Source organism: Lacimicrobium sp. SS2-24, assembly GCF_002201535.1.
GTDB lineage: Bacteria > Pseudomonadota > Gammaproteobacteria > Enterobacterales > Alteromonadaceae > Lacimicrobium.
The window spans coordinates 155,979-170,796 of record NZ_NIWW01000003.1 but is presented as its reverse complement, the minus strand read 5'-3'; the positions used below and the strand labels follow the sequence as shown (position 1 = coordinate 170,796).

Genomic DNA, 14,818 nt, shown 5'->3' with positions numbered 1-14,818 from the left:
TATTTTTCTTATCGGTTTCTTTTAAGGTTTTTCAATCCAGCTCTGCATGTCATCCAGACTCTGGTAAGCGGTCATATCGACACTCAGGGGAGTGACAGAGCAATAGCCATTGGCAATCGCGTTAAAATCCGTACCTGGCCCGGCATCCTGTTCTTGTCCTACTTTGCCATACCAGTAAATTTCACGGCCCCAGGGATCCTGGTCCCGCACCATGGACTCGGCCCGATGGCGTCTGCCCTGTCGGGTGACCTGCATGCCTTTGAGCTGTTCGTAAGTCAGATCCGGCACGTTGACATTGAGGATCTGATCGGCCGGTAAGGGGTGAGTTGCCATGCGCTGAATCAGTTCACAGACCACTTTTGCGGCAGTCTCAAAATGCCCACCCTGATAATTGCACAGGGAGACAGCGATGGCCGGCAGGCCCATATAGCGCCCCTCCGTTGCCGCCGCTACGGTGCCGGAATAAATCACATCATCGCCGAGGTTGGCACCATGATTGATGCCCGAGACGACTAATTCAGGATCTTCGTCTAAGAAGCTGTTTATGCCAAGGTGCACACAATCTGAGGGGGTGCCATTGACCGCATAAAAGCCGCTTTTCATTTTCTGGATACGCAAGGGCTGTTGCAATGACAAGGCGTTGCTGGCGCCGCTACAGTTCCGATCCGGTGCAATAACCGTGACGTCGTGCTGTTCTGACAGCGCAAGATAGAGGCTAGCGAGCCCTTCTGCGTGTACGCCATCATCATTGCTCAGTAATATGCGCATGTTGCGTCCCTTTTGTTGGTTCGACTGTCATCATCAGTTCTCTGACTACGGCAGTGGCAAAGCCTCCCGGAGGCAAACTAAAGGATAATTTGAGCTGGTCATCGCTCAATTGCCAGCTAAGATCTTCAGGCAACAACTTTAATGGCCGCCTTTCCTGCCTGAGTCCCAGACCGGCCAACCCTGCGCTCAAGGTGGCATAACGGTCAGCCACCTCCTGTTCAAAGCGCAGCGCATCGCCCTGGCTTTCTGGTTGTCCTTCACCCCAAAGAGGCGCCGATAACTGAATATCGCCCTGGGTGAGTCTGCAGAGCAGCGCCTCTTCTACCTGTTGTGCACAAAAAAAGCTGTTGCTGCCAGCCAGTATCATGATATCGCCTGGCAGCATGTTAGCAAAGTGGCCTCCCTCAATCCTCTCACTCAGCGTCTGGTTGAACAACCAGGCGCGCAGTGCCGAAATAGCCATGGAGCGCTTCTGGCGGTTGCGAATGGTCTCTCCTTCCAGCATCCGCATGCCCAGATGCAAATTCCCCTGAGCAATGCCAAAGCGCTGCTCGCCAAAATAGTTAGGAACACCTAGTTTGACTTTTTCCAGGCGGGCTTCCAGGGATGGGTCGGCCTGTATGTCTCTGAGACACAATTCAAACCGATTACCTTTGTGGGTTCCTGTACGTAATTTCTTGTTGTGCCTGTTGCTGGCAAGAATCGTAGCGCCGGGTAGATCGAAATCGCGCCAGACCGGCTCATGTTTGCCCGGAAGGTGCACACCAAACCATTGCTCGGTGACGGCATGTTTATCCTTGCGTCCGGAAAAGGTCACAGCGCGAGGATGTACTCCCACAAAACGGGCAAGCTGTTCGGCAACAAAAGCGGTGTTAAGCCCCGTTTTTCGCAGCCAAACAAAAATGTGCTCGCCTTCACCACAGGGTTCAAAACCCAGGTGTTCTTTGACAATAAAATCCTGCGGTTCCTGCTTGAGGATGCCACGGCTTTTTGGAGGCCCATACAGGTAGGCCCAATGATGAGTATCCAGATTCACTTATTCAACCTTTTCCAGCAGCACCACGGCGTGGCAGCCGATACCTTCTTTACGCCCGGTAAAGCCAAGCTTCTCGGTGGTGGTGGCTTTAGCATTTATCTGACTGATATGAGCGTTAAGATCTGCGGCAATATTTTCACGCATCGCATCAATGTGGGGAGACATTTTGGGTGATTCGGCAATCAGTGTCATATCCAGATTACCCAGCTGATAGCCTCTTTCTTTGACCAGCGAAAACACGTGGCGCAGCAGAACCCGGCTGTCGGCGTCGGCATACTCTGCATCAGTATCAGGAAAGTGACGGCCAATGTCGCCCAGTGCCAATGCACCCAGCAAGGCATCGCAGATGGCATGTAACGCCACGTCGCCATCTGAATGCGCCAGCAGTCCCTGTACATAGTCGATGGCAACGCCGCCAATGATCACAGGGCCGGTGCCGCCAAATCTATGTACATCAAAGCCATGGCCGATACGAATATTCATCGTTGTTCCCTTTGTTGTGTCATGTGCTGTAAGTAGAATTCTGCCAGAGCCAGGTCTTCAGGGTGTGTGATTTTTATATTACAGGGGTTACCGGGTACCAGTTGAACCTGGCCACCGGCCCATTCAATGGCTGAAGCCTCATCGGTAATCTGAACGCCTTTTGCTAAAGCCTGAGTCAGTGCCGACTTTAACTCTGCGCAACGAAAAAACTGGGGGGTCAGTGCATGCCAGAGGTGATTTCGGTCCTCAGTGTGGGTCACTAAGCCCTGCTCGTTTGCACGTTTCATGGTGTCTCTTACCGGCATGGCCAATATGCCCCCATGCTCTTTGTCCGCCAATGTTAATAGCATATCGAGGTCTTTGTGAGGTAGACAGGGGCGCGCGGCATCGTGTACCAGCACCCACTGTGAGTCTGTTACCTCAGCCAGACCATTGAGGACTGAATCAGCTCTTTGTGCGCCGCCTTCTACCGTGGTCAGCCATTTTTTATCGGTAAGTTCGAGTTGCTTAAACCAGGGATCCTGTGGCTGCAGACAGAGAACGATTCGATCAATGCGCGGATGGGTAATCAGGTTTTCCAGACAGTGTTCGAGAATGGTCTTTCCGGCCAGTTTCAGATACTGTTTCGGCACGGATGAACGCATGCGTGTACCAATACCTGCACCCGGGACAACGGCAGTATAGGAGACGGCTTGGGCTGGCATATCAGGGGTGTTGCTCTGGAGGCAGAATCCGATAGAAGGTTTCACCTTCTTTAATCATGCCCAACTCATTGCGGGCACGCTCTTCAATGGCATCCAGGCCAATTTTGAGATCTTCGATGTCGGCTTTGAGCAGATTATTGCGCTGTGCCAGATTGGCATTTTGCTCCTGCATCTGTTGGATTTCCTGTTTCATTTTCCAATAATCAGGAATACTGTTCTTACCAAACCATAGGCGATACTGTAGCAGGCAGAGCAGTGTCAGTAACACCAGGCTTATCCATTTCATCTGCCACCACCTCTTATCGACTCAATCTTTGCAATTATGCCGACTGCAGGAATTGTCGCAATGTTTTTATTGAGCGGATAACGCTGAAGCCGCCGATTACAGCCACCCTTTGTATTTGAACAACAGGTAAGGCGTGATCCCGGAAACCAGCATCAGGCCCAATGCCCAGGGATACCCAAGCATCCATTGTAATTCCGGCATATTGACAAAGTTCATGCCATACATGCTGGCAACCAGGGTCGGTGGCAGAAATACCACCGCGGCAATGGAGAAGATCTTGATAATCTGGTTCTGCTCAATGTTGATAAAGCCCTGTGTGGAGTCCATCAAAAAGTTGATTTTATCGAATAAAAAGGTGGTGTGAGACATCAGTGTATCAATGTCGCGCATGATTTCCCTGCAGGATTCCTGCAACTCCGGATAGCTGCGTAAATGACGCAACAAAAAGGAAATCGCGCGCTGCGTGTCCATCAGACAGAGGCGTATTTTTCCATTGCTGTCTTCAGATTTTGCCAACTGGGCAATGGCTTCCTCCAAATCCGAGTTCTCTTCTTCCAAAACCAGATAACTGGTGTTCTCCAGATTACGGTGGATGTCTTCAAGGTTATCGGCGAGGTTTTCGACTTTCTGCTCCAGTAAAGTCACCAACAACTCTGCAGGAGAATGGCTTTCTACCTGCCCGCGCCGGGCCCGCATGCGCAGTAAACGGAAGTCTGCCAGCTCGGTATCGCGGATCGTGATGAGGCGGTTAGGCTGAAGGATACAGGCCACGGAACTGGTCGTATGGCGGCCTTCGCTCTGAGTCAGAAACATTGAATGCACATGGATACCGGCCTGATCCACAAAGTAGCGGGCTGAGGCTTCAATTTCTTCCATTTCATCAGAGACCGGCAGGTCTAGTCGCATCAGGTTTTGTAACCCCTGGCGCTCCAGCTCTTCCGGTTCCTGCGCATCGACCCAATGCGCCTGATTCAGCGCCTGATTGAGTGGCTCGTCATCGGTGGCGATTTCACCAATAACCCCATTTTCAAATCTGAAAAGTTTTAACATACCGCCCCCATCAGAGTTGTGGGAAGATGACGCTATAGCCCAGATAACCGGTATAGCTGAAATAAACCACCAGTAGCAACAAACCTTCGATGCGGCTGATGCGTCCTTGTCCTTTTAGCCCAATGCCCATAATCAGTAAGCCTAGGGTCAGAGCAAGCATCAGCATCCAGTCGCGATAAAGCACATCGGCTTCTACCTGCAAAGGATGGATACCCGCAGCAATACCCACTACCGCCAGAGTATTGAATAGGTTGGAGCCGAGGATATTACCCAGCGCTAAATCGTGCTCCCCCTTTTTAGCGGCCATCACAGAGGACGCTAACTCTGGCAGCGAGGTGCCAATGGCAACAATGGTCAGACCGATGATGAGGTCGCTGACGCCCAGGGTTTGTGCGATGCTAACCGCACCCCACACCAGTATGCGGGAACTGATTACGAGCAAGATCAGTCCTGTGACTAACCAGAACAGCGCGGTTTTCAGTGGCATGGGATGAATAGCCAGTTCACTGTCCACTTCGCTGGAGAGGATATCCTGTCGCTGCGACAAGCCTTGCTTCACTGACCAGCCCATTAGCGCAAAAAGCACTAACAGCAGAATCACGGCATCGAGTGTTGATAAAAAGCCATCATAGAGTTGCCAGCCGGCCAGCAAGGTTACCCCCAACAGTAACGGCAACTCCTTACGGATGATCTGCGACTGCACGGCAATCGGCGAAATCAGCGCGGTGACACCGAGAATGAGCGCAATGTTGGTAATGTTTGAACCATAGGCATTACCGAGCGCCAGGCTCGGATTACCGTCAACCGCGGCCATTGCAGAGACCACCATTTCCGGGGCAGAGGTACCAAACCCGATGATAACGATGCCGATCAGTAAAGAGGGCATACCAGCATGCTTTGCGGTCGCCGAAGCGCCTTCTACAAACTTATCTGCACTGTACACTAAAAGTATCAGGCCAAAGATAATAGCAAGTGAAGGCAACAACATAGGCAATCCTTATTTAATTCAACAGCTGGAGGGAACCGGCGTCTTTTTATCCTAACTTGGCTATCAGGTAAATACATCTTTACCATTTACCGGTTTTTTGCTGGAGAAATCAGCACATGCCATGGCACGAGTCCGTGCCATGGCGTTGTGGATCAGTCCCCAAGACTTAACAGGCTGGCATTACCACCAATGGCGGTAATGTTATTGGTGCGGGTTTTTTCTGTGATAAAGCGGTACAAATAGTGTGGCCCGCCCGCTTTGGGACCGGTTCCTGATTTGCCTTGTCCACCAAAGGGTTGTACGCCCACTACCGCACCAATCTGGTCTCGGTTGATATATACATTTCCGACGTTGGCCATATCGGCAATATAAGCCGCCATTGACTCGTTGCGACTGTGAATGCCTAAAGTCAGGCCATAGCCGGTGCTGTTGATGTCATTAATCACTTTATTCAGATCCTGAGCTTTGTATTTCACCACATGCAGAATCGGGCCGAAGTGCTCCTTTTCAAGGTCGTTTATATTGCTGATTTCAAAGGCTATTGGCTGTACAAAGCTACCCCTTTCGGTGTCTTTTGGCATCGGTGCTTTGCCCAGTACTTTTGCTTTTTCACTCATAGTTCTGACATGTTCGTTCAGGTCCTGCTGAGCTTTTTCATCAATAACCGGTCCGACATCCGTTCTATAGTGAATCGGGTCGCCGACACTTAATTCCTGCATCGCCCCATCAAGTAACTCCAGCACCCGTTCAGAATTATCCTCCTGCAGATACAATACACGCAAAGCACTACAACGTTGTCCGGCACTGGTGAAGGCGGAGTGGATCACGTCTTTAACCACCTGCTCAGGCAGTGCTGTACTGTCGACGATCATGGCATTCTGACCACCGGTTTCTGCGATCAGCGTGGCAATCGCACCCTCGCGCTCGGCAAGGGTGCGATTGATTGCTTTCGCCGTGGCCGTGCTGCCAGTAAAACAGATACCGCAAATGCGTTCATCACTGGATAGCTTGCCGCCCACTTCGGCACCGGTGCCAGGTAATAATTGAATCACATCGGCCGGGATGCCGGCTTCGAGCATCAGTTGTACGGCGCGATAAGCGACCAGGCTGGTTTGTTCCGCCGGTTTGGCCACGACAGTGTTACCCGTTACCAGAGCAGCTGCAATCTGACCGGTAAAGATAGCCAGCGGGAAATTCCAGGGGCTGATACAGGCGAATACTCCCCGGCCCTGGACAAACAGTTCATTACGCTCGCCGGTAGGCCCCATAAGAGGTCCTGGATAGGCATATAACTTTCTTGCTTCTTTTGCGTAATAGCGGCAGAAATCAATGGCTTCACGCACTTCATCGATACCATCCTGCAACAGCTTACCGGCTTCGAGTGTACACAACGCAATCAGCTCATGTTTGTGTTGCTCCATCAGGTCGGCGAATTCTTCCAGTGCACTGGCACGCATCTCTACCGAAGTGCGGCTCCAGTTTGGAAATGCGCTGTGTGCTGTGGCAATAGCTTGCTCTGTGCCTTGTTCATCAGCCAGGTAAATATGACCTACCTGATGAGAAAGATTCTGTGGTGATACCACCTGGTGAACTTCTCCGGTAGTCAGTGTTTCACCATTCACCACCGGGCCTGCATGCCACTGGTGATCGTTGAAGGCCGTGACTTTCTGCATGAATGGCTGGTATTGAGAGCCAATATTGAGATTGAGACCTTTGGAGTTGTCCCGGTCTATGTAAATATTACCAGGTAACGGAATCTGATCATTAGACAGTGTTGGCAAATGCTTCAGATAATCCAGCGGATCATTCACCAGCGATTCCACGGGTGTATCCGGGTCCAGGAGTTTATGTACAAAGGAGCTGTTAGCTCCATTTTCCAGCAGGCGCCTGACCAGATAGGGGAGCAGATCTTTATGCGCCCCCACTGGCGCATAAATGCGCACATTGATATTAGATGTTTTATCCAGAATACAATTATAGAGTTCTTCACCCATTCCATGCAGTCGCTGAAATTCAAAGTCCCGGCCATCAGCCATATGCCTGATCGCGACAACAGTATGGGCATTGTGTGTGGCAAACTGTGGATAAATGGCACCCAGGGTACTTTCACTGAGCAAAAAGCGCGCGCAGGCCAGATAGCTGACGTCTGTACCGGCTTTGCGGGTAAATACCGGATAGCCGTCTGTGCCCATTTGTTGGCAAAGCTTAATCTCTGTATCCCAGTAAGCCCCTTTCACCAGACGCACTGGAATGAGGTCGCCCTGTTCTTTGGCGAGCTGTGAAATCCACATCAGTACCGGTAACGCTCCTTTTGCATAAGCTTGCACAACCATTCCCAGGTTGCCCCAGCCTTTGGCAGCCGGGCTGCGATAGACTTTTTCAAAGATCTTCAGTGACAACTCAAGGCGATCTGCCTCTTCAGCATCGATGCTGACTCCAACGTTTTTACTGCGGGCCAGTTCTACCAGTTTGCCTAAAGACTCGGCCAACTCTGTCATGCACCGCTCCTCCTCGGATGCTTCATAGCGAGGGTGCAGGGCAGAGAGTTTTATGGATATGGTGGGCGGGGCCGGATGCTTAGTGTCGAACTCCTCCTCGCCAATAGATCTGATCGCATCGGCGTAGGCATCGAAATATCTATTGGCATCTTTGCGCGTGATGGCGGCTTCACCGAGCATGTCATAGGAGTGCGTATAGCCCTCATCCCGTTGTTTGCGGCTGAACTTCAGTGCTTCATGGATATCTTTTCCCTGCACGAATTGGCGGCCCATTATACCCATCGCAGTATACATTGCCTTGCGCACAACCGGTTCACCGAGGCGCGAAATCATTTTATCTAAAACTTTGTCGCTATCGGCATCACCTCTGTTATCCAGATGAAACAGTTTGCCGGTCAGCATTAACCCCCAGGTGGACGCGTTGACCAGTAAAGAATCACTCTTTTCGAGGTGGCTGCGCCAGTCTGCTCCGGAAAGCTTGTCTTTAATCAATGCGTCAGCGGTCTCTGCATCAGGAATGCGCAGTAACGCTTCGGCAAGGCACATCAGAATGACGCCCTCATGGGTGTCCAGGCTATATTCCTGTAAAAACGCATCAATACTGTCACCGCTGGACGTCTCTTCGCGCACTTCTTCTACCAGACGAGCGGCTTGCTGCTCAATTTCATCCTGGGTTGGCTGATCCTGAGGGACAAGGCTGATCAATTCTTTAAGGTAGGCATCCTCATTGACCATGTAATTATCAGTGATAATGCTCTGCAACTTTTCAAGAGAAGGAAGTTGATAATCTTCGCTTAGTAATTCGCTGGCTTTAAACATGATCAATCCTATTGTTGCGGGCTGAACCCTGATACATCAAATGTTGGTAAAGTACGCCAACACCTCCTAATTAATTGGACTACGCTCTCCTTTAATGACTGTATCCAAAATATAATTCCTTTTCTACCGCACTCAACGCAAGCTCGCCATCACCTGTAAACCTTGCCGCGACAAGAACATCAAATGACAACAAACCCGAGTTACCGACAGCTGAATTTAAACATGGGGATAAAAAAAGCCCGGTAAAGACCGGGCTACAGAGAAGTACAGGTTAAGTGTTAACCCATCTTTACAAAGATAGGCCGCACACGAGTCAGTATCACATCCAGTTATCGTTGCGACGGCGCTTTCTTGGGATCAGCATCAGGATTACGCCCAGTATCAGTCCGCCCAGTGCGATGATACCGCCGCGGGTGAGCCACTCAATCTGAATCTTGTTATCGATACTGGCTAACTGTTGCTGCAACTCACCATGTTGCTGCTGAACTTCCTGCAGTTTTGCCTGCAGTTGCTCGTTGCGCGAGCTCAGGTCAAGAATTTGCTGATTCAACAGATCATTTTGCTGTTGCGTCTGCGCGAGGTCTGCCTGAGCTTGCTGCAGCGATTCCTCCAGTTGGGGAACGGACTCTCTGACAGAGGGTGTGTCACTGATAAATCGGTTGTCGACCCACCCGGTGCGTTGTTTATCATCAACGATTTCAACAAAGCCCTCTTCATCATTGCGTTGCAGCAACGTTACCGGTGTGCCGGCAACCACAGAGCCAAGGATGCGGTAATTGCGCCCCGGACCTGCATGGATGAAGGTATAAAGGTCATCAGAAATATACACAGTCTGCTCGCTGCTGCGTTCGGCGTCCTGAGCCAGCACCGTACTGGAAATGAAAAGTAATCCGGGTAGCAGGCACATCAATCTGATCAGCTGTCGCAAGAATATTGTCATGGGTGAAATGGGTCTCGATGCGTTTTTTTAAGATGGTATGGTGAGCAGCAAGGAAAGGCAAGTGATACCCGTGACCGCCAGGTACCGAATCTTCTGTCTATGCTGAGGAATTGCCAAGAGCAGAGCTTAGGGGTAATGTTTGGGACCTGTCAGAAGAGCCAGATAAGAAATGGAAACTGAATTAAAACTGCTGGTCTGTGGAGACGCTGATGTGATCGCCACAATTGAAAACCAGGTGTTGCCCAAACTTGGAGGGCACTGTGATCCCTCTGAGGTGTCGTTGTTTAACCAGTACTATGACACGGAAGAAAAGTCCTTTCGCGCTATGGAGATGGGCCTGAGGGTGCGCGGTCAGAACGGTCAGTACGAGCAAACCATAAAAACGGCAGGGACCCGTCAAGGCAGTCTGCAGCAGCGACCAGAATACAATGTGGATATTGACCAGCCACAACCGGATCTGAGTTTATTTGACCCTCAAATCTGGTCTGAGGATGTCAATGTAGGCAGTTTGCAGCAGCACCTTGAAGTGATATTTACCACTCATTTTCAACGTCACATCTATCATCTGACGCTGAATGAGGAGAGTGTGCTGGAGCTGGTCTATGACAGGGGCAGCATTAGTGCACAGGGACATCAGACTGACATCAATGAAATTGAAATAGAGCTTAAATCCGGTCCTGTTGGGACACTTTTTGACGTGGCAGATAAGCTGATTGATGTTCTGCCCCTTCGTGCCGGGGTGATGAGCAAAGCGGCCAGAGGTTATCTGTTGGCGGGCGGACAGGAATTGCAGTCCCGGCCATTACCCGGCTTTGTTGATCTTGACCAGGACACCAGTGTGGAAGAGGCCTTCTGTCGGGCCCTTGAAATGGGACTCGACTATTGGCAATGGCATGAGCTGTGTTATCTGGAAACCCAAAAACCTAAAGCGCTGAAGGGAATACGCACCGGCATACATCTGGTCTCCCAGGCGCTGAATCTGTACCTGCCGATGCTGCAATGCCCAGAGCTGATGGAATTGCAGCAACGATTGATGAAATGGTTGGATGATTGGTACTGGGTAGATGCGTTGCTTGAAATCAAGGCCTTGCGCTCACGTAAAGGGGCTTTTCGTAAACGTCTGATGAAGCACCAGGATTTTCTCAGTTATCTGCAGGGGCGGTATGAGGGCATGTTGCGACAGTATCAGCCTGGTGAGCTTATCTGCACGAAAGAGAACGCCAGTTTACAATTGGCGCTTACCGCTCTGCCTATCCGACAGCCATGGCGTGATTGTGACCGGGCCTGGCAGACACCGGTGTTGGAGCACGCCAAAGGCTGGCTGGCACAAAGCTGGTTTCAGATCAGTCAAAGTATGCCCAGAGACAAGGCCTTTAATCCGCAGCATTATCTGTCAGCGGAGTCGAGCCTGGATCAGGCATTGTTCAACAGCCTGTTTCTGGCCGATATTTTTGGTGAGGAACGCAGAGAACAGTATCGGGCGCCCTGGCTGGATATTCTTGATGGTATCGAGGAGCTCAAGTTATTGAGTTTGCTGATGGCAGAGCTGGAGCAAGCCGATGTGGAAAATAAAGACAAATTGCGCGCCTGGGGAGAGGAGAAAAGTCAGCGTCTGGTGCAGATAATGGAGCAAAGCCGGCAACAGGCGCAACTCAAAGAACCCTCCTGATGGGACTTAACTCTTAGCAAGCAGTGGCGCAGCAGAGCAGGACCGGCCCATGGCCAACATGACCTTTTATCAGACCGCGATACTCATTGCACTGGCAATCGGGTTCATTCCCGTGATGCTGATATGGGCGCGATTCGATGGCCTTCCTCATCGCCGGGAGTTGTTGATTGCAGTGATGCTGTGCCCCTTAATGCTTACGGAAAACGCGTTAAGGGCCTTTGAACTGGGACCAGGCTGGCACTTTTTAGTGATGCTGTTTTACCCTTTACCGGCGCTGATTACCTCGTTGCTGTGCCTGGCTATTACCCGCTTAGTGCTTGATATGAAGAAGATTGCCGTAAACATGTTACTGGTGCCAGGTGCGGTGGCCGTGCTGGCATCCATTCCTTTCTGGTGGTTTTCTGCAGACTACAAATCGGCGTTACTGGAACAGGGGGCAATTGGCGAGGTAACCCAACATGGTGTGTTGTACGGCTATATGCTGTTGTGTCAGCTGGCCATGTTATGGCAGGCATTCAACGTGGAGAGTCGCATCCGCGAATATACCATGGGACTGAGTGATCAAGTGGTCGATACCCACCTGTACCGCTTTTCGGCGGGCTTTAAAGCCTTCGCCAGTCTGGTGACGCTGGCGTTTTGTGGCGCGGTGATTACCCTGTTGGTGGCACTGGACTTACTGCCATTGCAACACTGGCTGATAGTGTTGCAGGGGTGTTACTACCTGTTGTTTGTGGTACTTACCCTGGTACTGATGGAAAAGCGCCGCTATGCCCCTTCACCACTGGACTATAACAAATTGCACGCGCCTGATTATGACGAATCGACATTGCGCGAAGCGCTGACCCGGGCAGAGCAAGCCATGCTCAAGCATAAAGCCTACAAACGTATTGGACTGAGATTAAAAGACTTTGCCCGGCTTGCCGATGTTGATCCTACAGTGCTGGCAGTGGCATCCAGGAGTCTGTTAAAACGCAACTTCCGCGCCTTTGTTTATCACTATCGGCTCGAATACGCCAAGAGGATATTGATGCGCAGCAATGTCAGGGTGTCAGATGTGGCGAAGCGTCTGGGTTTTGATTCTGAACGCTTTTTGAGTGACTTGTTCGTCAAATACGTGCATAAAATGGCAAAGGATGGGCATAAGCAGGAGCAAGACCGGCTCTGAACCGCATCCCCCATCCTCAGGTCCTCAACAGGGGCCGTTAAGAAAAAGGGTGTCTCCCAAAATGCCGCTGCTCAGATTGAGCCCTAGAACCGAAAAGTTCAGGGCGGGGGCTTCATCATCGCCTCAGGCTTCTCGGTACATGCCGAGCTTGCGCAATAGCAATGTAATTCAACCCCCTTGGAGATTAGCATCGGCCAGGGACATTACTGAACTGGCGTACATCCCAGGAGACATTGACTCTGTCAGACACCGGTAAAGCCAGTGACTGGTATTGTATCGTAGTGAGATAGTGACTGTGTCAGTCAGCCTGCAGGCCGAATGGCCTTATTGTGGTTTTTGTCTGCAGCTTCTGAGTATCTCAAAGCGCTGAGATCATTATACGCATGTCCGGGATGTGAAAACCAGTGCAATCTGTCGGTGATGTTTTTCTCGCTTGTGATTTGTCCCTCGCATAAGCCTTTGAGGTTGGCTGGCGATGGGGGTACCATAGGCGCATTCCCTGCTTACGAGTAACCGCGTTTTGGCCGACATCAGTAAATTATTTGAACAACTTAGTAGTGCACTGCAACAGGCTGCTATCAGCAGTGATGCAGCAGAGATTCAGGGTATCCTCACGGGGATGCTGGCTGGCGGTATGTCAGTGCAAAGTGACGAATGGCTGGAGGCACTGGCGGACTTTATCAATCAGGGTGAGAAACTGCCTGATGAGATTAAACAACAAGTGAGCCAGTTACATCAGCAAACTAAAGAGCAACTCATGGCGGCGGACTTCACCCTGATTCTTTGCCTGCCTGATGATGCCGCACCGATTAATGACCGTGGTATGGCGCTGGTTAAATGGGTGCAGGGCTTCCTGCTTGGTTTTGGCCTGCACCAGAATGACCTGACGGGCTGCTCTGAGGACGTCAAAGAGGCATTGGAAGACTTTTCGGAGATCAGCCGGATGGATGAAAAAATGTCGGAGGGCGAAGATTCAGAACAGGCACTCTTTGAAGTCATGGAATATGTGCGTGTATCGGCCATGTTGTGCTTTAACGAACAGGGGCGTTCTGCCAGTCGCGCAGCGACACCCTCAAAGACCTTACACTGATATGATGATAGAGCGCTGTGAATACCAGAGCCGGCGACAAAGACTGGCTGAGTACCTGCAAGATGATTCTCTGTGCCTGATCCCGGCGGCTCGCGAAGTCACCCGCAGCCGGGATACCCATTATCCCTTTCGACAGGACAGTGACTTTTATTACCTGACCGGTTTTCATGAGCCAGATGCCGTGCTGTTGTTGTTAAAACGTCAGGGAAAAACGACCTCTGTATTGTTCTGTCTGGCAAAGGATCCTGCCGCTGAGATATGGCATGGCCGAAGAACCGGGCCTGCAAAGGCGAAAGAGCAAGTTGGCGTTGATCACAGTTTTCCTCTGCAACAATTACCAGAACAGCTACCTGAGTATCTGGCCGGATGCCGGCAACTGTATTTCGCCCAGGGCAGCTACGAGCATATCGATGCGCTGGTGTTCGCCTGCCTTGAACAACAGCGTCAGGCCGGTAAAAAGGGACAGCGTCCACCGGGTACCCTGATTGATATCCGTGAACATCTGCATGAAATGCGGTTGATAAAGTCTTCTGCCGAAGTGAGTCTGATGCGCCGTGCCGCGGACATTTCCACGGATGCGCACAAAAGAGCCATGTGTTTTGCCCGCCCCGGGCGTTACGAATATCAGCTGGAGGCCGAACTACACCACGAATTTGCTTTGCAGGGAGCCAGGCACCCGGCTTATGGCACCATAGTGGGCAGCGGAGATAATGGCTGTATTTTGCATTACACCGAAAACCAGAGCCCTCTCAAAGACGGGGATCTGATTCTGATTGACGCCGGTGCAGAGTTGATGGGCTATGCAGCAGACATTACCCGTACATTTCCTGTCAACGGTCGCTTTAGTGAGGCTCAGGCCCAGTTGTATCAACTGGTACTGGATGCCCAACTGGCCGCTTTTGAAGAAATTAAACCCGGCAGTACCCTGGTCAGAGCCACAGAAGCGGCTGTGGTCGTGATTACCCGCGGCTTGCTGGATTTGGGAATACTCAGCGGTAGCCTGGAAGGTAATCTGGCAGAAAAAACCTACCGACAATATTTTATGCATGGCCTGGGTCACTGGCTGGGACTGGATGTGCATGATGTGGGTGATTACAAAGTGGAAGGTGAAGACAGGCCATTGGAGCCGGGTATGGTACTGACGGTAGAGCCGGGCATATACATTCCTGCTGATGCCGATGTCGACCCAAAATGGAGGGCAACGGGTATTCGTATTGAAGATAACCTTTTGGTTACTGTGGATGGACATGAAAATCTGACCGCCGCCGCGCCGAAGGAGATCCAGGCCATTGAAGCATTGATGGCAGGGAGCCGTTAACCGT

Annotated in this window: 13 protein-coding genes and 1 other RNA gene; 4 read left to right on the top strand and 10 right to left on the bottom strand. The window is 51.2% G+C overall.

Going from position 1 to position 14,818, the window contains the following annotated elements; translation table 11 throughout:
- Window positions 1-21: 21 nt before the first annotated feature.
- The 9 genes from surE to CCY32_RS06780 form a co-directional block, all read right to left on the bottom strand.
- Window positions 22-768 carry a 5'/3'-nucleotidase SurE gene (gene surE / locus CCY32_RS06820; RefSeq protein ID WP_088329854.1) on the bottom strand — a complete coding sequence of 249 codons (747 nt, stop codon included), beginning with the start codon at window positions 766-768 and terminating at the stop codon, window positions 22-24.
- Window positions 746-1,798: a tRNA pseudouridine(13) synthase TruD gene (locus CCY32_RS06815; protein WP_088330132.1), complete on the bottom strand. Its 1,053-nt coding sequence runs from the start codon at window positions 1,796-1,798 to the stop codon at window positions 746-748. Before CCY32_RS06815 ends, surE begins: the two co-directional genes overlap by 23 nt.
- Window positions 1,799-1,804: 6 nt before the next feature.
- Window positions 1,805-2,287, bottom strand: a complete 483-nt coding sequence (ispF, locus tag CCY32_RS06810; RefSeq protein WP_088329853.1) for a 2-C-methyl-D-erythritol 2,4-cyclodiphosphate synthase — start codon at window positions 2,285-2,287, stop codon at window positions 1,805-1,807.
- Window positions 2,284-2,991: a 2-C-methyl-D-erythritol 4-phosphate cytidylyltransferase gene (gene ispD, locus CCY32_RS06805; RefSeq protein ID WP_088329852.1), complete on the bottom strand. Its 708-nt coding sequence runs from the start codon at window positions 2,989-2,991 to the stop codon at window positions 2,284-2,286. The genes ispF and ispD overlap by 4 nt, the downstream gene beginning before the upstream one ends.
- Window position 2,992: 1 nt before the next feature.
- Window positions 2,993-3,277, bottom strand: coding sequence for a cell division protein FtsB (gene ftsB / locus CCY32_RS06800; protein WP_088329851.1), 285 nt, complete (start codon window positions 3,275-3,277; stop codon window positions 2,993-2,995).
- A gap of 96 nt (window positions 3,278-3,373) precedes the next feature.
- Window positions 3,374-4,327, bottom strand: coding sequence for a magnesium/cobalt transporter CorA (corA, locus tag CCY32_RS06795; RefSeq protein ID WP_088329850.1), 954 nt, complete (start codon window positions 4,325-4,327; stop codon window positions 3,374-3,376).
- A 10-nt stretch (window positions 4,328-4,337) separates the two neighbouring features.
- Window positions 4,338-5,315: a calcium/sodium antiporter gene (locus CCY32_RS06790; RefSeq protein ID WP_088329849.1), complete on the bottom strand. Its 978-nt coding sequence runs from the start codon at window positions 5,313-5,315 to the stop codon at window positions 4,338-4,340.
- Between the two features lie 152 nt (window positions 5,316-5,467).
- Window positions 5,468-8,632: a bifunctional proline dehydrogenase/L-glutamate gamma-semialdehyde dehydrogenase PutA gene (gene putA, locus CCY32_RS06785; protein ID WP_088329848.1), complete on the bottom strand. Its 3,165-nt coding sequence runs from the start codon at window positions 8,630-8,632 to the stop codon at window positions 5,468-5,470.
- A 319-nt stretch (window positions 8,633-8,951) separates the two neighbouring features.
- Window positions 8,952-9,560, bottom strand: a complete 609-nt coding sequence (locus tag CCY32_RS06780) for a TIGR04211 family SH3 domain-containing protein (protein ID WP_168171444.1) — start codon at window positions 9,558-9,560, stop codon at window positions 8,952-8,954.
- Window positions 9,561-9,741: 181 nt separating this feature from the next.
- On the opposite strand from CCY32_RS06780, the gene CCY32_RS06775 reads away from it, so the two are divergent.
- Both CCY32_RS06775 and CCY32_RS06770 read left to right on the top strand, forming a co-directional pair.
- Complete coding sequence (locus CCY32_RS06775) at window positions 9,742-11,241, top strand: CYTH domain-containing protein (RefSeq protein WP_088329846.1); 1,500 nt, start codon at window positions 9,742-9,744, stop codon at window positions 11,239-11,241.
- A gap of 49 nt (window positions 11,242-11,290) precedes the next feature.
- The gene (locus CCY32_RS06770) at window positions 11,291-12,406 is read left to right on the top strand and encodes a helix-turn-helix domain-containing protein (protein ID WP_088329845.1); all 1,116 of its coding nucleotides are present in this window, start codon (window positions 11,291-11,293) and stop codon (window positions 12,404-12,406) included.
- 49 nt (window positions 12,407-12,455) lie between these two features.
- On the opposite strand, the gene ssrS is transcribed toward CCY32_RS06770, so the two are convergent.
- A non-coding RNA gene (gene ssrS / locus CCY32_RS06765) (6S RNA) lies at window positions 12,456-12,639 on the bottom strand.
- A gap of 287 nt (window positions 12,640-12,926) precedes the next feature.
- On the opposite strand from ssrS, the gene CCY32_RS06755 reads away from it, so the two are divergent.
- Window positions 12,927-13,496, top strand: coding sequence for a UPF0149 family protein (locus tag CCY32_RS06755; RefSeq protein WP_088329843.1), 570 nt, complete (start codon window positions 12,927-12,929; stop codon window positions 13,494-13,496).
- A gap of 1 nt (window position 13,497) precedes the next feature.
- Entirely contained in the window at window positions 13,498-14,814 is a 1,317-nt protein-coding gene (gene pepP, locus CCY32_RS06750) for a Xaa-Pro aminopeptidase (RefSeq protein ID WP_246840551.1), read from the top strand.
- The last annotated feature ends 4 nt before the right edge of the window (window positions 14,815-14,818 follow it).